The following is a 21,285-nucleotide window of genomic DNA, read 5'->3' on the forward strand; positions in this document are numbered from 1 at the left end:
ATACCACCATGCTCTGAAGCGATATTGTGAATCAATTCCTGGATAATTACAGTTTTACCAACACCGGCTCCACCAAATAGACCGATTTTACCACCTTTTGAATATGGCGCAATAAGGTCAATTACTTTAATTCCAGTTTCAAATATTTCTGTCGATGTTTGCTGCTCATCGAACTTAGGTGCTTCTCTATGAATAGGTGATGTTTCTTTACTTTTAGGATCTTCAATTCCATCTATTGCATCTCCCAAAACGTTAAACATTCTACCTAATGTCGCTTTTCCTACAGGTACCGTAATAGGGGCGCCCGTATCTACCGCTTCATGTCCTCTAACCAATCCGTCTGTTGCATCCATTGCGATACAGCGTACTGTATCATCTCCAATATGCTGAGCTACCTCTGCAACTAAGCGCTTTCCATCATTGTCTATTTCAATGGCATTCAACAAGTTTGGGAGTTTCTCCGCTTCGAATTGAATATCGAGTACCGGCCCGATAACCTGTACGATTTTCCCGATATTTTTTTCGGCCATTTAGTTCACTCCTTTTCTTTTATGTTCTACATGTTCTCCTAGAACTGAGCTAATCTGTATTCTCTCTAATTGAGAGCCTCTGCTCCACCAACAATCTCCGAGATTTCCTGGGTAATAGCAGCCTGACGAGCTCTATTGTAGTGAAGTTTCAAGTCACTGATCATTTCCTCAGCGTTATCAGTCGCACTTTCCATCGCTAAACGACGAGCAGATTGCTGACTTGACGATGATTCTAATAATGCACCGAAAATGAAACTCTTGATATATTTAGGGATCAAGTAGCTAAGTACTGCCTCTGGTGACGGCTCATAGAGTACTTGATCTGTTAATTCTTCGTCTTCTTCTAATTCTACTTTCTCTGATTCAACACTCTCTGCCGGTAACAATTTTACCGTATTAGGTGTAGTCGATATAGTACTGTCAAATCTAGTGTATGACAAATACACTTCATCTATTTCTCCCGCTTCATACAATCGTACAATCTCATTGCTGATTCGAGACGCATCCGCAAAAGTAGGTTCTTCAGATATGTGTAGATAAGAATTTATCAAATTATATCCACGTCTTTTAAAGAAATCTCTACCGCGTTGACCAACTACTAGAAGATCTACATTCTCTTTTGTAGCATTTTCTGCTATATGATGCTCTGTCATCTTTAATATGTTGGCATTGTAACCACCACAAAGACCACGATCTGCTGTAATTACGATATAGGCAACACGCTTTACTTCTCTTTCGACTAACATAGGATGGCGAACTCCCTTGGTGTTGCTAAGTACTTCTTGAATACTCTTTACTATAGTCTTATAATAAGGTCTAGTTTGATCGAGTAATTCTCTTGATTTTCTAAGTTTAGCACTCGCAACGAGTTCCATAGCCTTAGTAATCTTTTTTGTACCCTCAACACTTTTGATCCTTCGCTTTATATCCTGCATGCTTTCAGCCATATGACACCCTCCTCTCCTTCGAAATTTACATCCTATCCTCTATTTATTGAATGCAGCTTTTGCTTCTTCAATACCTTGGATAAGGATTTTTTCCATTTCATCAGAAAGTTTTCCTGTTTCAACGATTTCTTTTCCAACCTGTGGATAGTGATTTGCCATGAAATCCAAGAACATAGCTTCAAATCCAGCTATATCGTCGATATCTTTTAGGTGTTTTTTAGTCATAGCGTATATAATCATAACTTGATCTTCTACTTTATAAGGTTTGTATTGTCCCTGCTTAAGCATCTTCATGATTTTTTCACCATGAGCAAGACGTTCACTTGTCTCTTTATCAAGGTCTGAACCAAATTGAGAGAATGCTGCAAGTTCTCTATATTGAGCAAGCTCAAGTTTAAGAGTACCAGAGAATTTCTTCATCGCCTTAATCTGTGCAGAACCACCAACACGAGATACAGAAAGACCCGCATTGATCGCTGGACGCTGACCTGCTGCGAAAAGCTCTGTCTCAAGGAATATCTGTCCATCTGTGATTGAGATAACGTTTGTTGGGATAAATGCCGATATATCCCCAGCTTGAGTCTCGATGATTGGTAAGGCTGTGATAGAACCACCACCGTACGCTTCGTCAAGTCTAGCTGCACGCTCTAATAATCTTGAATGCAAGTAGAATACATCACCTGGATACGCTTCACGTCCTGGCGGACGACGAAGTAGTAATGACATTGTACGATAAGCTACCGCATGTTTTGATAAATCATCGTATACTATCAATACGTCTTTTCCGTTGTACATATATTCTTCACCCATTGCAACACCTGCATATGGTGCTAGGTATTGAAGTGGTGCCATTTCACTTGCTGTTGCAGATACGACGATTGTATAATCCATCGCTCCACCTTTTTCAAAAGTCTCAACAAGTTTTGCAACTGTTGATTTCTTTTGTCCAATCGCAACGTAGATACAAATTACATCTTGTCCTTTTTGGTTCAAGATAGTATCTATAGCTACTGCTGTTTTACCAGTCTGACGGTCTCCGATTATAAGCTCACGCTGTCCACGTCCGATTGGAACCATAGAGTCAATCGCTTTGATTCCAGTTTGAAGTGGTACGGATACCGACTTTCTAGAAATAACCCCTGAAGCTACTGCCTCAATAGGTCTGTGTTTATCTGTATTGATTGGACCTTTACCATCTATAGGCTGTCCCAAAGCGTTTACTACACGACCAACCATAGCATCTCCAACTGGAACTTCCATGATTCTTCCTGTACGCTTTACTGTATCGCCTTCTTTGATGCCTTTATCTGATCCAAGCAACACGCAACCAACGTTGTCCGCTTCAAGGTTAAGTGCCATGGCAAATACGCCACCCGGTAATTCCAAAAGCTCTCCAGCCATACATTTCTCAAGGCCGTGAACTCTGGCAATACCATCCCCAACTTGCATAACGGTTCCAACGTCAACTACGTCAAGTTTCTTGTCATAGTTTTTGATTTGATCCTTTATTACCGAACTAATTTCCTCAGGTCTAAGGTTCATCTACGTTTCACCCCTTATCTCTTTGTTACTGCCTGTGCAGTTTAATGCTAATGCTTTGCTGTAAGTAATTCATCTCTCAAAAGCTCAAGTCTACGCTTGATACTTCCATCGATGATCTTATCTCCAATCTTAAGCATCACTCCGCCAACAAGATCCTTTTGAATCTCATTTTCGATTTCAATTTTTTTATTGAGTTTATTTTCTAAGACATTCTTTAATTGTGTCAACTTGTCCTCAGTAAGTGGAACAACAGAATAAGCCTTTGCATGTAAAATATTTTTTTCTTCTAAGTAAAGAACTTCAAATTCTGCAAATACATCATCAAATATTCCAAATCGGCCTTTGTCGATTAGTAATTCAATAAGATTTAGCACTGAATTATCAGCTTTTCCTTCCAAAATATTCTTAACAAGATCTTTTTTCTCTTGTGTGTTTAGCTGAGGCGATGCCATCATAGTCATAAATTCTTTTTCATCGTAAAAACTTTTCACAATCACACTTAATTCTTCGTACCATTTATCTAGAGCATTTTCTTCTTTTGCTAAATCATAAAACGCAACGGCATAGCGCTTTGCAACTAATTTTGCCATGTGCTATCCTCCAAGTCTCCCAAGAAGTCATTTATAAGCTTCTCGTGTCCTTGATCGTCTAATTTAACATCGATAAAACGCTCTGTAGTGTGAAGTGTCATAGCTACGATTTCTTTTTTGTACTCGTCTAGTGCTTTGTCCATGCTTCGCTTAGCTTCTAATTCAGCTCTATCTATTATAGATTTTGCTTCGCCATTAGCTTCTTTGATGATTTCATCACGCTTGGCATTTGCATTTCTAGTAGCTTCTCTGATAAGCTCTTGTCCTTCTTCTTTGATTTGAGCAATTTTGTGCTCATAATCAGCTTTTAGATCCTGTGCTTCTTTTTTCAAGCGGTCAGCATCTTGAATATTGCCTTCTATTTTCTTAGTTCTGTTCGCCATGTGCTCTGTCACAGGCTTAAATAAGAAGTGTCTCAAAAGCAAGAATAGAACAATGGTATTTGCCATCTGCATTAAAAAATTATCTGGATTAATACCAACAAGCTCAGCATATTGTCTCACTGTTTCTGATGCATTCATTAACATGCTTTTGCCTCCTTTCCAATATTTGCTGGCCCTAAAAGGCTATATTAGCCTACTAATGGCTTAACAAATAGTAGAATAAGTGCAATGATAAGTCCATAGATACCAGTTGTCTCTGCAACAGCAGCACCTAAAAGCATTGTTCTGATGATATCACTTTGTGCTTCTGGTTGTCTACCAACACCTTCTGCACCCTTACCAGCTGCGTATCCCTGTCCAATACCAGGTCCTATACCTGCTATCATTGCCAAACCTGCACCGATTGCTGATGCTGCTAAAATAAGATCATTACCTGTAATTCCAGTTTCCATATTCGTTTCCTCCTTAATCATCCTATTGATTTTTAACTAAATACATTTACGTACATCAATATCAATGCGATAATCAATGCGTAAATTCCCGTCGTCTGTGCAACGGCTTGCCCAAGTACCATAGTTTTTGTTACTTGAGATTGTAATTTTGGTCTTCTTCCAACTGCCTCTGTCGCTTTACCAGCTGCATATCCTTGTCCAATACCAGGTCCTATACCCGCTATCATCGCTAAACCAGCACCTATTGCCGATGCTCCTACAACGATCATAGAAGTACTTCCTAGTTGACTAGTAAAAGGATTTGCAAATAAGAATATCAAGCCTATAACTAAAGACAAGATACCTGATGTCTCAGCTATGGCCGCGCCTAATAGCATTACAAACGTAGCTGGTTTAGCGCTCTTTGGATTAATTCCAACCGCTTCTGCTGCCTTTCCAGCTGCAAAACCCTGTCCAATACCAGGTCCTATACCTGCTATCATAGCAAATCCAACACCGATTGCCGATGCCGCCTTAACTACATCAACTGGATCAAAGCTCGTTAGCCATGTTAAAAAATTCATGAGAAAATCTGGCAAATCTATTCCCTCCTTTCTCTAGTCATCCATTGCCATAGCAATAAACACCATTGACAACATGACAAAGATAAATGTTTGAATCAGTCCTGAAAATACATCGAAGTATGCATGCAATATGGCAGGAACTGGAATAAATGCAAGGTTTCCCAATGCACTGTAAACAAGTGCCATTATAACAACTCCACCTAGTATATTACCAAATAGACGGAATGATAATGATATTGGGTTCGCCAATTCACCTATGATATTTGTAGGCAACATAAACGCAAATGGTTCACAGAACCCTTTCAAATATCCCATTTTCTTAGCTTTCAAACCATAAATCTGAGTCATAGCAAATGTTAGTATTGAAAGTGCAAATGTCGTATTTAAATCCGCAGTAGGCGGACGCATTCCCAAAAGACCGCTTAAATTGGCAAATGCCAAGTACATCAAAAGCGTTCCCATATAAGGCGCAAAATACATTTTGTCCTCTCCCATAGTTTGCTTAACTAAATCGTTAACTCCTCCAACTATTGCTTCTGCTACATTTTGTTTTCCCGTCGGCACTTCCTTTAGGTTTCTAGTTAGTAAGATAGATATCAGAACTAATACAGCCATTATAATCCAAGTTGAAACAACCGTATTTGTAATCCATATACCACCTAAAACTGGAATCCCTTCTGGAATCTGTAAGACGTATTGAGCTTCAAAATGCATACTCTCCCTCCCTTCTCATTAGACTTTTCTTTACTGCGAAATTCTATAGTCTACTACAAAATTCGCTACATTGATAGATACCCAAAACACTAATATAAATGCCTTGGATTATTATGTAAAAATCTATAAATAGATTTTACAACCATTTTAAGACATATTTTTTAGTTTAGCCTTTCTCTTTGGCGCTATCCAAATTTGATCTACGAATATCACCAATTTGACTACCAATAGCCCAACTATAACAGCTATGACATTGATATAAGGTGCCCTAAAGCCAATAAAAAGAACAATACCAGTTAGCATATACCTTATAGTATATCTGCTCATAGCATAGTTCCTAGCTTTTCTAGGTCCTTTATTTACAGCTTTTTCAAGAGTAAGTGCCAATAATCTGAAATTTAGTATCGAAAACATCGATCCAAAAAATACCCCACTCACCCACGGTTTCCAGTCTTTTATTGCAATTGCAAAACAAAATGCAATCACACATGTAACAAAAAAAGAACTCTTAGTGATATCCTCACAAATGTCTTTAGTACATCCACCTACTCTTTGCATTCTCTCACTTCCTCTTATCTTTATCCTTATCTCTACTGTTCATGCCCTTTGATGTCATTTTAAAAAGAGTAGAAAAAGCCACGCTTATTCCCATTACAACTCCAATAAGCAGAAATATAAACTTTGTTCCAACCTTTTCATCCAGCCAATGGCCTAGTAAAACCCCACCAAATATTGGCACAATCATCGAGATTCCAACTTGTGAAAGCAATGCCAAATTTGCCATCATTCTAAACTTTTTATTCATAATACAACCTCCATTTATATTTATTCGTTGAAGGTTTGTTGCCTTCCACAAAAAAGGCCCCTATAAATAAATATTTTACTCCTATTTTTTTGCTTTGTCAAAAATAATACAAAGTGAATATTGTATGCAATGTTTTTATAAAGAGTCAGATTTTTCAATTTTCTTGTAACCGATTACATTTCGTTTCATTTCAACCGATTAAAACAAATTTCAATATAACAAGTCGCCTTCTTTCATTACATTATCTTAACAAAGTCCCTGTATCTATTATCGGTCGAATTCAGATATCTTGCAAGAACTTTTTGAAAATTTTCTGTTTTTTTAATTTTGATTAGTTTTGCATGATTAATCACAAAACACCCCTATAATATGTAGAGTTTTTTTCATGAAAATATTTTAAACGTTAGTATTAAAAATTCTGCACATTGTAGAATTTAATTTAAAACAAAAATAGACATTGAATCTAATTTAGCACTCTATGACCAACTTTTGTTTTTGAATTCTGATACAAAAGATTCGTCCCAGCGCATTCAAAAAAACCTACATACAAAATTTCATCCTCAACTTGAACGAAATTATATATATAGGTCTTATTTGTCTTTAACTGCTAGTTTACTACTAGGTTACTGCTAGGCTAAAGCCATAGTGGATTCCTAATTGCAGAAACTCATTAGACTCTAATTTATTAGGCTATCTCTGCAGTCTCTACGTTTTAACTCGCGTTTATTGTTTTTATAAATCTCTAGTTCCCATTTGACTCTCTATTATATCTACAATCATCTCGGCTGAATGTCCATCTCCATATGGATTTACAGCATTAGCCATAGCATCATACGATTCTTCATCTGTCAAAAGTTCTTTTACAAGAGCATATACTCTATCAGCATCTACTCCAGCAAGTTTAGCCGTTCCAGCTTCTATACCTTCTGGTCTCTCTGTTTCTTTTCGAAGAACCAAGACTGGCTTTCCAAAATTCGGCGACTCTTCTTGTATACCACCAGAATCAGTAGCTACCATATATGCTTTTTTCTGTATATTTGCACTATCATTGTAATCTATAGGCTCTAGCAAATAAATCCTGTTGCTATCAGACAAATACTTTCTTGCAACCTCTCTAACCTTCGGATTCAAATGCATAGGGAACACAAGTACAACGTCGTCGTGCTCCTCTACAATTCGTCTCATAGCACTAAATATATTGTGCATAGGTTCTCCTAGGTTTTCTCTTCTATGAGCCGTCATATAAATTACTCTGTTATTTTCAAAATCTATCTCATTCAATATCTCATTTTTAAACACATATTCGTCTCTTGCAACTAAATTAAGCGCATCTATCGCAGTATTTCCAGTAACAAATATTGTACTTTCATCATATCCTTCGCTTAAAAGATTATTCTTGCTAGTCTCAGTAGGTGCAAAATGATAATTTGTAACTACACCCGTGAGCTTTCTATTAGCTTCTTCTGGGTATGGCGAATATAAATCTCCACTTCTAAGACCTGCTTCAACATGTCCTACTTTCACTCCATTGTAGAAAGCCGCAAGAGCACCTACAAATACAGTAGTAGTATCACCTTGAACTAATATCAAGTCTGGTTTAAAATCTTTTATTATTCCCTCAAGACCTTCAAGTGCTCTGGTAGTCACTTGACTAAGCGTCTGACCTGCTTCAAAAATATTCAAATCATAATCTGGCTTCAAATCAAATACCGCTAGCATCTGATCTACCATTTCTCTATGTTGTGCTGTGATACAGCATTTATGCTCTATTCCATCTCTTCTATTTAGTTCTAAAACTACAGGCGCCATCTTAATTGCCTCTGGTCTAGTCCCAAATACAGTAAGTACCTTAGTCCTATTCATTTAAGTCTCTCCTTATCCTAGTCATCATCTTCTACCTTTAATGCCTTCTTCTTTTTGCCTGCCGATAACATAATCTGAGAAGCTAAAAGACAAACTATCCCTGCTATATAACCTAAATGTTTAAGGTAATTTACCTGTGTCATATTAGATAACAAAAATGCAATCATCCCAAGCGCTACACATATAGAATACATAGTCAAAACTGTTTGCTTCTGACTATAGCCAAGTCTTAAAAATCTATGGTGAACATGACCCTTATCAGCTTGCATTATAGGCTGACCATTCAAACTTCTTCTCACTATAGCAAATGCAGTATCAAATATAGGCAGTCCCAATATCACAATAGGTAGCACAAATGAAAGAGTTGTAACACCCTTCATTACTCCCCTTATGGATAATACTGCAAACATATATCCTAAAAATAACGACCCTGTATCACCCATGAAAATCTTTGCCGGGTTAAAATTATGAGGTAAAAATCCAAACGCAGCACCTGACAATACTACTGCTAAAAACATTACAACATAATAAAGAGGATCTATGTCAACAAAATTAGATGCAACAAAAAACAGTGAAAGTGATGCAATCCCTCCAACTCCTGCTGCTAATCCATCTAATCCATCTATAAGATTCAGTGTATTCGTAATACCAACAACCCATATAACAGTAACTGGAATTGAAAAAATACCTAAACTAGTTACATTGTAACCTGATACAAATGGATTGCTGAAAAATTCTATCCTTATACCACCTGCAACCAATGCAAGCGCCGCAAGTATTTGAAATACTAACTTTACCTTTGCTGAAAGCGCCCTTGAATCATCAACCATTCCCATAACAGCTATGATAGTACCACCTGCAAATATTCCAAGCATACTTTTATCTAAGCTAAGTTCATTCATAAGCCCAAATATCAAAATTGTAGCAAATGTAGCTATATAAATAGCTAATCCACCAAGTCTTGGTATTGGTTTTTTGTGTACCCTTCTATCATCCTTTGGCACATCTATAGCCCCTATTTTGTACGCCACTTTCTTAGCAAAAGGCGTCAATACAAACGACAACACCGCTGCCGTTAAAAATGCACTCATATAAACACTCATCGTCTACACTCCCCATGTACAATTTTCATTTATCATTTTAATTGTACTTTAACCGAGAGCCCTAGTCAATCGCTGCGAGCTTTTGTAAGCATATTGTAACTTTTTAGAAATAATTCTCTTTTTTCTTCGGTTTATCAAAGTAATAACCTTGATAATACTTACATCCCTTCTCTCTCAAGTACTCAATTTGAGAAAGCGACTCTATTCCTTTAGCTATGACATCCACTCCCATTATATTAGATATAGTAAATATCATATCTATCATAGTCTCATTATCTTCATAAATCTCAATATCTCCCAATAGCCTCCTATCTGTTTTTAAATACTTAACTTTTGATTTTACAAGTTCTCTTATAGGTAATTCGCCTAATCCAAAATCATCTATAATCAAGTGTATTCCAACTTTTTCTAAATTTTCAAAGCAAGCGTCAATCTGAGAATAACTTATCACATAATCTTTTTCTTTAATTTCAAAATAAATATTCCCACCAAAATTCTTAATTTGATTTTCTGCCCACATTACGAATGATTCTGTCTCTAACTCTGCATCAGATATATTAAATGAAATATAGCAAGAATCACCATATTTAGACTTAAAATCTGACCAATCAACTCTAAGTTTTTCTACTGCCCAACGACCTACATCATTTATTCGTCCACTTTCTTCCAAATATGGTATAAACTCTTTAGCCTCTAAAAGCCCAAATTCTCTTGAATTCCATCTCAAAAGCGCCTCAAATCCCACTATATTTCCTGTTTCCTCTACTATAGATTGATATACTATCTCGAATTCATTATTTACCAAACTTTTTGCAAGAGCTTCGTTAAACGCTTCTCCCTTATCAAAATTATCCTTTTTTATATCACCATACCATTTCCACAGAGTCCCTCGCTCTCTCTTCGCCTGATACATAGCTATGTCTGCATGTTTTAAAATTCTAGCCCTATCTATTCCATCTTGAGGATACATTGCAATACCCATGCTAACCTCAAGCCTTATAGTTCTATCACTTAGAGTTATCAATCTATCTAACTCTAATCTAAGTCTATTTAGCTTTGATTCAACACTAGATCTATCCATATCGTCTACAAGCGCTACAAATTCATCTCCACCCATTCTCGCTACTATATCCGACTTAAATATCTCTTTAATAAGATTTGCAAAATAAATGAGAACTTGGTCCCCAAATTGATGACCCATAGTATCATTTATAATTTTAAAATTATCACAATCAAAAAACAAAATCCCCATAGTTCTATCAATTTTAAATCGTTTTTCTAACTCTTCCATAAAATACTTTCTATTTTTAAGTCCAGTAAGACTATCATTGTAAATCAATTCATTTATTCTGATTTCCTGTTTCTTTTGTGTTGTCAAATCACTTAGAAGTGCTACATACCTTATCTGTCCTAATGATCTATTTTCCACTATGAATATATTTAAATTCTGTGGATAGATTTCTCCAGATTTTTTACGATTCCATATTTCACCCTTCCATGATCCTGTTGAATCAATACTTTGCCACATACTTTTATAAAACTCTGCATCATGTCTACCTGATTTTAAAATACTTGTTCTCTTACCAATACATTCTTGAAATGAATATCCTGTAATATTTTCAAAAGCTTCATTTACCCATATAATTCTATTTTTCTCATCAGCTATCATTACACCTTCTGTGTTGTTTTCAAAAATACTAGACATGAGTCTTATCTTCTCTTTACGCTCTACATTATCTGTAATATCACTATATATCAAAAAAAATCCCGATTCCCCATCTTCTAATCTTATTGGATAACTAAGAACATCTAAATAAAGTATTCTTCCATTTTTCCCCTGTCTTTTAACAACGCTTCTTATCGTTTTGCCTTCTAGAATAGTATTTAAATTCACTTTAATTTCACCTTTAATCTCATCGTTTACGCTAAGTAGCTCAACAAGCGATTTACCGTAAAACTCATCCTCTTCATATCCAAATATCTCATGGCATGCCTCATTATAATCTAAAATATTTGCGCTCCTGTCTAATACAAATATTGCATTAGGAGAATTAAAAAAGAGCTGTTGATATAAGTATCTATGTCTCTCTAATTCATGTGCTAATCTAGTTTGTTTTGTCAAATCGCGCTCTATAGCTATTACAAATGGCTCTTCACTAAAATTAAAGTACCTTCCATTTATTTCTACGGGGTATGCATATCCTGTTTTATCAAAATGATCTATTTGATATCTAAAATCATTACCAAAATCAAGTTTTCTAGATATCATCATCTGCACTCCTTTGTAAACCTCAGGGTTTAGCATTGTTATTTCACGACCGACAAGCTCCTCGCGAGTATATTTAGATCTTTTTATAACAGCTTCATTTACCTCTAGTATTTCCAAACTTCGTTTATTTTTTCTAAACAATATATATATGCCATCACTGCTAAGGTCAAATATAGTTTCATATCGCTTTAGTGCTCTCACAACCGACTGCATTATTGCTTTTTTTTCATCTACATCAAAAACCATAGAATATAGTAGCTTACTTCCATCCAAACATTCTACGGGGTGACTATATACTTCTACTTTTTTTATCTCTCCATTTTTCACTTTGTGTTTAAACATAAAATAGTTCCTATGTTCTTTTTCCGCCCGCTCCATTTCTATCTTTATTTCATCATCTGGCAACACATTTATATCAGAAATTTTAAGCGCTTTAATTTCTTCTATATTATATCCATAATATTCTACAGCCTTTTTATTAGCATCTATAATTTTTCCGCCATCAGGATCTATTAATAGCTTTACTACAGGTATATTGTCAAATAAATATTTATAAATATCACCATTTTGAAAAATTTTCTCGAAATCTTTCATACTCTTCACCTTCATCACCCCCAGAGCTTAGTTTATTAATATTTACCCCTACATGTTTAAGTTATTCGCACTATTGTTTATATTCTTTAGTCATGCTATACTTAAGTCGACAAATATTCATAAAACGAAAGGACGTGTTTTCATGCTTTATTTAAATGCTAAAACTATCGATGAAATAGCAAATTTAGACGACTTTTTACAAGCTGTAGAACTCGCATACGATATAGAACAAAAACATGAATTTCATCAACCTGATAGACTTCATGTAAATCACGATGATACAACTCTATTGTATATGCCTTGTTTTGCTGGTTCTGTTTTTGGAACAAAAATGTTATCGATAGTTCCTAAAAATGCAGACAAAAATCTTCCAGTCATAAATGGCTTTGTTTTTTTAAACGACGAGGAAACCGGTAACCCATTAGCGCTTATAGATGGTGGGACACTAACAGCCTATAGAACAGGTGCCGTTGGAGGTGTTGGTATTCGTCATACTGTACCTGAAAACGTAGAAACATTAGGACTTGTTGGAACCGGTCTACAAGGCTATTATCAAATACTATATGCATGCCATGTTAGAAACTTTAAAACCATATATCTTTACAATAGAACTTTAGAAAAAGCTGCTCAATTTTCTAAGAAACTTATTAAAAAATTTCCAAATATTGATATAAAAATAGCAGAAAATATAAACGAACTCACTCAAAAATCAGAAGTTATAATAACCGCTACATCATCTAGTGATCCTGTACTTCCCGATGATGTAAATCTATTAAAAAACAAACATTTAATAGCTATAGGATCGTATACGCCCGATATGAGAGAACTTCCCAAAGCAGTTTTTGAATCTGTAAATACCATATACACCGATACATTATTTGCAAAGCAAGAATCTGGAGATTTGAGTATCCCTCTCAAAGAACATTGGATAAAGGATTCTCAGATAAAATCATTTTCTGAAGCGCTAGACCACAGAGGAATATCTAACGATACAACGTTGTTCAAATCAGTTGGTATGGGTTTATTCGATTTAATAGTAGCAGATACTCTGTATAAAAAAGCAAAAGAAAAAGGCGCCGGTCAGCACCTTGATTAATCATTATCTTTTTGCATTTTTTCTATTACACTCAAAAGTTTAGTACATGCTTCATCTTCATCCAAATCGTTCAAAAAATGATAATCGCAAACACTCTCATATACAGGTCGTCTCTTTGCTGAAATATCGAAAAAGGCTTTTGGATTAGATTTTATCAAGGGCCTTTTTTCTGTATCTATAGAATCGAAAATCATATTATCGGGTCTATCTATCCAGATCACAATACCGCTCTTAAGCGCCCCTATCGCCTCATCGCTTTTTATCACGCCGCCACCAGTTGCTATAACTACATCATTTCGCTTAGACAAATCTTTAGCATATGCTAGCTCTAGCCTTCGAAAATGCTCTTCACCATATTTTTCAAATATCTCTTGAATTTCCATGCCTTCTCCATTCTCTATATATTCATCTAAATCTATAAAAACTTTTGACATTTTCTGTGAAATACATCTTCCTAGAGTTGTCTTGCCCGAACCCATCATTCCTATAAATACTATATTTTTCAATCTATCTACCACCTTTTTTGTCTCGAATATAATTTCCAAGAATTTTTAACGAATGACTGCAATCCTCAGCACTCTTAAGTGCTCTTTGCATATTTTCATCATTTTGATTTCCTTCAATATCTATATAAAAATAATACTCCCAAGGCTGATCTTTAATTGGTCTTGACTCTATCTTTAGCATATTTATTCCTTCATTTGCAAAACAACCTATTAGCTCATATAAACAACCCGGCCTGTGGGGAATCGTCAAAATCAAACTCATTTTATCCCCAGCTTTAACAACTTCTCCACATCTAGTCACTATTATAAATCTAGTAGTATTGCAATTACAATCATTTATTCCACTTTCCAAAACATCTAAATCATACAGCTCTGCTGCTCTAATACCTCCAATAGCCGCAACACCTATCTCACTACTACGACTTACCTTCTGTGCACTTTTAGCGGTATTCGTATAAGCTATTATCTCCCAATTTGGATTTTTACTCAGATACTCTCTACACTGACTTATCGCCTGTGGGTGAGAATAAACGCGCTTTATATCATTTATTGACTCTCCCTGTTTCACCATCAATTGATGATTTATCTTCAAATAATGCTCTCCAATGATTTGAAGTTTTTTCTTATTTAAAAGATCATATATTTCAGTAACCGCTCCCGTAGAGCTGTTTTCAACAGGAAGCACTCCGTAATCTATATCACCATTTATTATACTATCTATAAGCTCTCCAAAACTAGAATACGCATTTTTTTCATAATTGTATCCTCCAAAAAATCCCCTTAGAGCAGCCTCACTATACGAACCCTCAACTCCTTGAAAACCTAATTTTAGAATTTCTTTTTCATTTAAAGCCCTCATTAATATCACCTACCTCATAGCATCCAATATAGTCATAGCGCATACTGCTTCTACAACAGGTACAGCTCTTGGAACTATACACGGATCATGCCTTCCCTCAATTTCAAGTTTTACAGCATTTCCCTCTGAATCAATTGTATTTTGTATCTTTCCAATAGATGGTGTCGGTTTTATAGCTACTTCAAGTACTATAGGCATTCCATTCGATATTCCACCAACTATTCCACCATTATTGTTCGTAGTAGTTCTCACTATTCCATCTTCAATTATCATTTCATCATTAGCTTCACTGCCTCTCATACTAGCTAATTCAAACCCTCTGCCAAATGAAACTCCCTTTACTGCTGGAACCGCAAAAAGACCACTTGCTAACTGACTCTCTAGCGTATCAAAAAATGGATCTCCAACCCCTGCCTTCAAATTTAGTATAGCAATTTCAACTTTTCCCCCTATAGAATCTTGTTCTAATCTAGCTTCTTCTATCTCTCTTTTCATAACTTCAGCCTTGCTTCCATCTAACAATAGAAACTGCTCACCAGTAGGTCTCTTGTTTTCAACTTGCAAAAAACTATCATCTAATACTTTTCCAATCTGAGAAATATGACCAAGTATCTCAACTCCGCTTAAACTGAGTATCTGCTTTGCAACTGCCCCAGCAAATACAATCGGTGCTGTGAGTCTTCCAGAAAAATGTCCACCGCCTCTGTAGTCATTAAATCCTTCATATCTCTTATATCCTGTGTAATCAGCATGTGATGGTCTAAATGTTGACTTCATCTTGCCATAATCTTTAGACCTTTTATCTGTATTTCTAATTACTGCACAAAGTGGCGTTCCAGTAGTTCTTCCTTCAAATACACCGCTTAATATCTCAAATTCATCTGCCTCTTTTCTAGGCGTAGACCAAGCATTTTGTCCCGGCCTTCTCCTATCCATTTCTCTATTTATCATATCTTCGTCTATTTTTACACCGCTTGGAAGTCCATCTATACTTATACCTATAGCTTTACCATGAGACTCTCCAAACAATGTATATTTTATATGCTTGCCATAAACACTACCCATATGCTATTTCTCCTCCTAGTGACACAAAATCTTCAAAAAATCCTGGATAAGATTTTGAAACTGATTCGTTTCCTTCTATTACAACTGCGGAATTACATCTTATAGATGCTATGGCAAGCGCCATAGCTATTCTATGGTCGTTCCAACTCGACACCTTTCCTCCTGATAAAGTTTTCTTTCCCTGTATTATCATTCCATCTTCTGTTTCTACTATATCTGCTCCTAGTTTTGACAGTTCGCTTACCGTTGATTTTATCCTATCAGATTCTTTTATTCTAAGTCTTTGACCATTTATCACTCTAGTTTCACCGTCACTTAATGCAGCTAATACGCAAAGTACAGGTATCAAATCTGGACACTCTGATGCATCTATTATAGTTCCCTTCGTTTCACTTGAAAAAATTTCAATATCATCGTCTGAAATCTTTAGTTTCGCTCCCATCCTTTTAAGTATATCTAAAACTTCTTTATCTCCTTGAAGTGAATTGACACTGAGGTCTTTGCACACAAGCCCATTGCCTATGCATCCTGCGACAAGCCAAAACGCCCCTTGAGAATAATCGCCCTCTACCCTATAATTTCTACCATTGTATTTTTGATTTCCTTCTATTATATATCTGTTTTTTTCGTTCTTTTCAATAGCTACTCCAAAATCATCTAATGCACTAAGTGTAAGATCAACATATGCTTTAGATTCAAAATTTCCAACTATCTCAATTTGCGAATCTCCATCTAACAAAGGCAGTGCAAACAATAATCCGCTTATAAACTGAGAACTAACATCACCTCTAATTTCATATTTTCCAGTTTTCAGCTGACTGTTAACTTCAAATGGAAGCTTTCCTGAATAAGCATAATCCATATTTTTCGCCCTAAATATCTCCGCATATAAATCAAGAGGTCTATCCACAAGCCTTCCATTCCCCACAAATCTAGCCTTAGCAGATAATGCTGCAGCTATAGGTATCATAAATCTTATGGTAGAACCAGATTCATTGCAATCTATGGTACATTTTTCCTCTGTTTTACTCTTTATTCCATTTACTATGACAAAATCTTCTCCACGTTCAAATTCTGCTCCAAGTGCTTGCATTGCTCCAATACTCGCTTCTATATCCTTTGAAAATATCAAATTTGAGACTACGCTCTCCCCTTCTGCAAGTGATGCACAAATTATAGCTCTATGACTCATACTCTTTGAGGGGGGAATCTTTATACTACCTCTTAAATTATTAGGTTTTATGCTCACTGTGGTCATTGCCAAAACTCCCTTTCAATATCACAAGATTTGTAAATAGCCTTTCCTATCTTCTCTAACAAAATCAAATTCAGCTTTCCATTTATAACTTTTTTATCTCTTTTCACTCTATCTAAACTAGCTCTGATTATTTCCAAATCCTCGCTATATGGTAATTTGTATTTTTTAAGTATATTTGTGATTCTCTCAAAACTTCCGCTTTTAGTAAATCCTAAATAGTTCTCTGTATAATCAGTTATAAGAGCCATTCCTATAGCAACTGCATATCCATGTGTTATACTCTCATAATTGTAAAACGCTTCTATACCATGACCTAACGTGTGACCAAAATTTAAAATCATTCTCTGACCTCTGTCAAATTCGTCCGTCTCCACTACTTCTTTTTTTATATTGCAACATCTCTCCACTATATAATCAGACTCAGCTCTAACAAATTCTATTCCAGAGCCTCCCTCTAAAAACTCAAAAAATTCTTCATCCCATATACATCCATACTTAATGACTTCTGCTAAACCATCTAATAGCCTCTCATCAGATAAAGTATCTAAAGTATTAGAATCAATTACAACTCTAGTTGGGTTGTAAAATGCGCCAACCAAATTCTTACCTGCACTTAAATTTACAGCCACCTTTCCTCCAACACTGCTGTCCACTTGTGCTAAAAGTGACGTAGGACATTGAATCCATTCTATACCTCGCATATAACTAGATGCTACAAATCCTCCAAGATCTCCAACTACACCGCCACCTAGTGCTACTAAAGCATCACTTCTCGTAAAATTATATTTAGCCATAAACTCAAGTATTTTACTAAAATTCTCCATAGATTTACTTGATTCCCCTGGCTCTATTATGTACTCAATCACCTGATAACCATAGCCTTCAAGTGATTGCATAGCTATATCTCCATAAATATCATAAACATTTCTATCACTTAATAACAAAATCTTATTTGCTTTTATAACTTCCGCCGTTTTTTCTCCAAGCTGATGTATTGAATTTCTCTCAATCAATATATCGTAACTTCGCTTGAGTCCTCTTACATTCAATTCTTTCATTCTAGTTTCACTCCTCTTGTGCCCTTTATTTCTCATACTACCATGATTCAAACTACTTTTCTATCATCTGATCTCTGGATATTTTTATTCTGCTCAATTTTTCAATTAAAAAAGCCTCATCTTCTAACTCTATAGCTCTCTTAAAATCCTCCAGTCTCTTTTGAAAGCACTCTATAGTTTGAACCATTTCTTTATTACTTACAAAAATATCCTTCCAAACCTCTGGTGCTCCCGATGCTATGCGAGTCGAATCTTTAAAACCTTTGCCTACAAATTTAGAACTAGCATTTGGATTAAAATCTTCAAGCAAATCAACTAATATAGCTGCACTCAAATGTGGTAAGTGACTTGTAAGTGCTGTCATTTTGTCATGAGTCTTAGGGCATACTCTTTGAACTTTTGCACCAGTTAATTCTATTAGTTTTTCCAATGATTTTATACCCCTCTCATCTTCGTAAGGTGTTATAAAAAAACATCTTCCATCAAATAAATTTCCATCAGCATTTTCTACACCGGATTTCTCAGAGCCAGCCATAGGATGCCCTCCTATAAATCGAACTCCTTCTGGCAACACGCCTTTTAAATCTTCATAAATATTTTTCACACTTCCAAGATCACTAACCATTACATTTGAATTTAAATTTTGACTCATCGCTTCTATTACATCTTTGTATTTGCGAATGGGTGTCGCTAATACTACAAGATCAATATCTCTCACGTTATTTGAATGAGGCGCTAAATGCCCATCAATGATTTCAAGTTCCATTGCTAAATCTAGCGCTCTCTCATTCAAATCCATGCCATATATTTTCCCATCAAAGCCTCTATCTTTTAGCGCTTTCGCAAAAGAGCCTCCCATGAGTCCAAGTCCTATTATTAGTATTTTATTTAAGCTTCTAAAGTCTCCCTCTCCCATAAGTTCACTTCCTCTCTACATCGCAGCTCTAATCTTATCGATAGCTGTCATCAATTGTTCAAATTTCTCCGGCTTAAGTGATTGATCTCCATCGCAAAGCGCTTCTTTTGGATTATTGTGAACTTCAACCATAAGACCATCACACCCAATTACTACAGCCGCTTTTGAAAGAGGTGCTACCATGTGCCAGCGTCCAGTTGCATGACTTGGATCAACCATTATAGGCAAGTGTGAAAGCTCTTTAATTGCTGTCACTACAGTTAAATCAATAGTATTTCTAGTGTATTTTTCAAAAGTTCTTATACCTCTCTCGCAAAGAATTACATTTGGATTTCCAGATGCCATGATGTATTCTGCTGACATAAGAAATTCTTCTATAGTAGCTGATAATCCCCTCTTTAAAAGTATTGGTTTATCTGATTTTCCAACCTTCTTTAGTAGCGAGAAGTTCTGCATATTCCTAGCTCCAATTTGGATTATATCTGCATATTTCTCAACTACTTCTAAGTCCTCAGCATCCATAAGTTCTGTAACTACAGGAAGTCCAACTTCATCCCCAGCTTTTCTAAGCATCTTTAAACCCTCTTCTCCAAGGCCTTGGAAGCTATATGGTGATGTTCTAGGTTTGAATGCTCCACCTCTTAAAACATTGGCTCCAGCTGCTTTCACCTTCTTAGCAATTTCAATCATTTGATCACTGCTTTCTATTGAGCACGGTCCTGCTATTATCATAGAATTTCCTCCACCAATCTTTTGCCCCTTAACCTCAATAATTGTATCCTCTGCTCTGTGTTCTCTACTTACTAATTTCATATCACTCTCTCCTCTTCTATCAAATAATTTTCTTTTAAGTACAAAAAAATGGAAGTTCTTAGAAAGAACTCCCATCACAATCTCCATGGTCTTTATTAACTATTCGCCTACAAATTACTAAGTGGCGACCGCCATACAAAAGGATCTCTCTTTAAGAAACAAATCTCTATAAATTTTGATGAACGTAAAGTAACCAGCGCTAAAAAAGTAAAAGCCCCAGAAATAAAAATAATAGTTATAAAATTTTTGATTGATATTATTCATTTTTTTATTATTTTCTCTATTATTTAAATTCATCAATTCTCTAGACATTTGTCATTTCCCCTTTCCTAATTTTCTAATAATTAATGCTTATTGTATATAAGCTCGCCTTACTTGTCAACTTTATTTTGTTGAAGTGCTCCACTTTATGTTGAAAAAGTGATTCAAATCACATCTCTAATACTGTATTTTAAGCTCTTTTTGTCAAATATATTTTTTTGCCAAATTTCTTCACTGAGTAGCGCTTGATATATAAGCATATCTATTCCATAAACCACTTTATGCCCTAAACACTTAGCCTCTTTTAAAAACTTTGTCTCATGCGGTTTATATACTATATCTGCAAAAACAGCTGTAGATTTAAACCCATCTACAATCATAGGTGACACCTCTTCATTAGGAGTCATACCTATAGATGTCGTGTTTATTACAAGGTCGTATTTTGATTTATCTTTCACTTCATTACCAATGTATTCTACTCTAATATCATTTAAGTCTTTTGCCAAATTCGAGCCACGTTTTTCATTTCTATTTATTATATCTAAACAATTAAAATCATGCTCACTAAGCGCAAATGCAATGCCTCTAGCTGCACCACCTGCTCCTATTAAAAGAATCTTTGAATCAGCTAAATCAACACCTTCATCTTCAAGTACCGCGCAAAATCCTCTGCCATCTGTATTGTATCCCACGAGCCTTCCATTCTCTATCAATACAGTATTTACCGCTCCTATATCGCTAGCACTAGCATCTATATCATCCAAATAATCTATTACGCTCTCTTTAAATGGTATGGTAACGTTAAAACCCCTTGCTCCAAGCACCCTTAGTCCTTTTACCGCCTCTTCTAACGACCTTCTCTCAACATCAAATGCTAGATAAGTCCCATTTATATTTTCACTTTCAAATAATTTATTGTGAATCGCAGGCGACTTAGAACTCTCAACAAGATGTCCTATCAAACCGTAAAGCCTAGTTTCACTATTTACAAATACATCACTCATCTAAAAACCACCACACCTTTCTGCAAGTATTTTTTACATTCTAGCAGGGAAAAGAAAGAAAAACAAGCAAAAAAGAAATATCAGGTAACGAAAA

22 protein-coding genes and 1 pseudogene are annotated in these 21,285 nt (G+C 35.6%); 1 reads left to right on the forward strand and 22 read right to left on the reverse strand.

Features of this window, described 5'->3' with window-relative positions; translation table 11 throughout:
- The 14 genes and pseudogenes from N4A40_07795 to N4A40_07860 all read right to left on the reverse strand — a co-directional run.
- Nucleotides 1–530, reverse strand: a 530-nt coding sequence (locus N4A40_07795) for a F0F1 ATP synthase subunit beta (protein MCT4661750.1), incomplete at its 3' end; no start/stop codon positions are given.
- A gap of 65 nt (nucleotides 531–595) precedes the next feature.
- Nucleotides 596–1,477 (reverse strand): ATP synthase F1 subunit gamma, encoded by an 882-nt coding sequence (atpG, locus tag N4A40_07800; GenBank protein ID MCT4661751.1) that lies wholly within the window; start codon nucleotides 1,475–1,477, stop codon nucleotides 596–598.
- Between the two features lie 39 nt (nucleotides 1,478–1,516).
- Entirely contained in the window at nucleotides 1,517–3,019 is a 1,503-nt protein-coding gene (gene atpA / locus N4A40_07805; protein ID MCT4661752.1) for a F0F1 ATP synthase subunit alpha, read from the reverse strand.
- 47 nt (nucleotides 3,020–3,066) lie between these two features.
- Nucleotides 3,067–3,609 carry a F0F1 ATP synthase subunit delta gene (locus N4A40_07810; GenBank protein MCT4661753.1) on the reverse strand — a complete coding sequence of 181 codons (543 nt, stop codon included), beginning with the start codon at nucleotides 3,607–3,609 and terminating at the stop codon, nucleotides 3,067–3,069.
- A complete protein-coding gene (gene atpF / locus N4A40_07815) occupies nucleotides 3,597–4,136 on the reverse strand; it encodes a F0F1 ATP synthase subunit B (protein MCT4661754.1) in 540 nt (179 codons plus the stop codon). Before atpF ends, N4A40_07810 begins: the two co-directional genes overlap by 13 nt.
- Nucleotides 4,137–4,180: 44 nt before the next feature.
- Entirely contained in the window at nucleotides 4,181–4,444 is a 264-nt protein-coding gene (gene atpE / locus N4A40_07820) for an ATP synthase F0 subunit C (GenBank protein ID MCT4661755.1), read from the reverse strand.
- A 32-nt stretch (nucleotides 4,445–4,476) separates the two neighbouring features.
- Nucleotides 4,477–4,713: an ATP synthase F0 subunit C gene (gene atpE, locus N4A40_07825; protein MCT4661756.1), complete on the reverse strand. Its 237-nt coding sequence runs from the start codon at nucleotides 4,711–4,713 to the stop codon at nucleotides 4,477–4,479.
- Nucleotides 4,714–4,749: 36 nt separating this feature from the next.
- Nucleotides 4,750–5,007: pseudogene (locus N4A40_07830) on the reverse strand (ATP synthase Fo subunit C).
- 33 nt (nucleotides 5,008–5,040) lie between these two features.
- A complete protein-coding gene (gene atpB, locus N4A40_07835) occupies nucleotides 5,041–5,721 on the reverse strand; it encodes a F0F1 ATP synthase subunit A (GenBank protein ID MCT4661757.1) in 681 nt (226 codons plus the stop codon).
- Between the two features lie 147 nt (nucleotides 5,722–5,868).
- A complete protein-coding gene (locus N4A40_07840) occupies nucleotides 5,869–6,279 on the reverse strand; it encodes an ATP synthase subunit I (protein MCT4661758.1) in 411 nt (136 codons plus the stop codon).
- 4 nt (nucleotides 6,280–6,283) lie between these two features.
- The gene (locus tag N4A40_07845) at nucleotides 6,284–6,526 is read right to left on the reverse strand and encodes an AtpZ/AtpI family protein (GenBank protein MCT4661759.1); all 243 of its coding nucleotides are present in this window, start codon (nucleotides 6,524–6,526) and stop codon (nucleotides 6,284–6,286) included.
- 732 nt (nucleotides 6,527–7,258) lie between these two features.
- Nucleotides 7,259–8,389 carry a UDP-N-acetylglucosamine 2-epimerase (non-hydrolyzing) gene (gene wecB, locus N4A40_07850; GenBank protein MCT4661760.1) on the reverse strand — a complete coding sequence of 377 codons (1,131 nt, stop codon included), beginning with the start codon at nucleotides 8,387–8,389 and terminating at the stop codon, nucleotides 7,259–7,261.
- Between the two features lie 17 nt (nucleotides 8,390–8,406).
- Nucleotides 8,407–9,492, reverse strand: a complete 1,086-nt coding sequence (locus tag N4A40_07855) for an undecaprenyl/decaprenyl-phosphate alpha-N-acetylglucosaminyl 1-phosphate transferase (protein MCT4661761.1) — start codon at nucleotides 9,490–9,492, stop codon at nucleotides 8,407–8,409.
- Between the two features lie 103 nt (nucleotides 9,493–9,595).
- Nucleotides 9,596–12,355: a PAS domain S-box protein gene (locus N4A40_07860; GenBank protein MCT4661762.1), complete on the reverse strand. Its 2,760-nt coding sequence runs from the start codon at nucleotides 12,353–12,355 to the stop codon at nucleotides 9,596–9,598.
- A gap of 142 nt (nucleotides 12,356–12,497) precedes the next feature.
- On the opposite strand from N4A40_07860, the gene N4A40_07865 reads away from it, so the two are divergent.
- Nucleotides 12,498–13,451: an ornithine cyclodeaminase family protein gene (locus N4A40_07865; protein MCT4661763.1), complete on the forward strand. Its 954-nt coding sequence runs from the start codon at nucleotides 12,498–12,500 to the stop codon at nucleotides 13,449–13,451.
- On the opposite strand, the gene N4A40_07870 is transcribed toward N4A40_07865, so the two are convergent.
- The 8 genes from N4A40_07870 to aroE all read right to left on the reverse strand — a co-directional run bounded on the left by N4A40_07870 (nucleotide 13,448) and on the right by aroE (nucleotide 21,191).
- Nucleotides 13,448–13,957, reverse strand: a complete 510-nt coding sequence (locus N4A40_07870) for a shikimate kinase (GenBank protein MCT4661764.1) — start codon at nucleotides 13,955–13,957, stop codon at nucleotides 13,448–13,450. The two genes, N4A40_07865 and N4A40_07870, sit on opposite strands and share 4 nt — an antisense overlap.
- A 1-nt stretch (nucleotide 13,958) precedes the next feature.
- Entirely contained in the window at nucleotides 13,959–14,816 is an 858-nt protein-coding gene (gene pheA, locus N4A40_07875; GenBank protein MCT4661765.1) for a prephenate dehydratase, read from the reverse strand.
- 9 nt (nucleotides 14,817–14,825) lie between these two features.
- Nucleotides 14,826–15,881, reverse strand: a complete 1,056-nt coding sequence (aroC, locus tag N4A40_07880) for a chorismate synthase (protein MCT4661766.1) — start codon at nucleotides 15,879–15,881, stop codon at nucleotides 14,826–14,828.
- Complete coding sequence (aroA, locus tag N4A40_07885; protein MCT4661767.1) at nucleotides 15,874–17,139, reverse strand: 3-phosphoshikimate 1-carboxyvinyltransferase; 1,266 nt, start codon at nucleotides 17,137–17,139, stop codon at nucleotides 15,874–15,876. The genes aroC and aroA overlap by 8 nt, the downstream gene beginning before the upstream one ends.
- Nucleotides 17,136–18,197 carry a 3-dehydroquinate synthase gene (gene aroB, locus N4A40_07890; GenBank protein MCT4661768.1) on the reverse strand — a complete coding sequence of 354 codons (1,062 nt, stop codon included), beginning with the start codon at nucleotides 18,195–18,197 and terminating at the stop codon, nucleotides 17,136–17,138. The genes aroA and aroB overlap by 4 nt, the downstream gene beginning before the upstream one ends.
- 52 nt (nucleotides 18,198–18,249) lie before the next feature.
- A complete protein-coding gene (locus N4A40_07895) occupies nucleotides 18,250–19,113 on the reverse strand; it encodes a prephenate dehydrogenase (GenBank protein ID MCT4661769.1) in 864 nt (287 codons plus the stop codon).
- A gap of 15 nt (nucleotides 19,114–19,128) precedes the next feature.
- Nucleotides 19,129–19,926 carry a 3-deoxy-7-phosphoheptulonate synthase gene (aroF, locus tag N4A40_07900; protein ID MCT4661770.1) on the reverse strand — a complete coding sequence of 266 codons (798 nt, stop codon included), beginning with the start codon at nucleotides 19,924–19,926 and terminating at the stop codon, nucleotides 19,129–19,131.
- 425 nt (nucleotides 19,927–20,351) lie between these two features.
- Complete coding sequence (aroE, locus tag N4A40_07905) at nucleotides 20,352–21,191, reverse strand: shikimate dehydrogenase (protein MCT4661771.1); 840 nt, start codon at nucleotides 21,189–21,191, stop codon at nucleotides 20,352–20,354.
- Nucleotides 21,192–21,285 lie beyond the last annotated feature (94 nt).

This window comes from Tissierellales bacterium, assembly GCA_025210965.1.
GTDB lineage: Bacteria > Bacillota > Clostridia > Tissierellales > JAOAQY01 > JAOAQY01.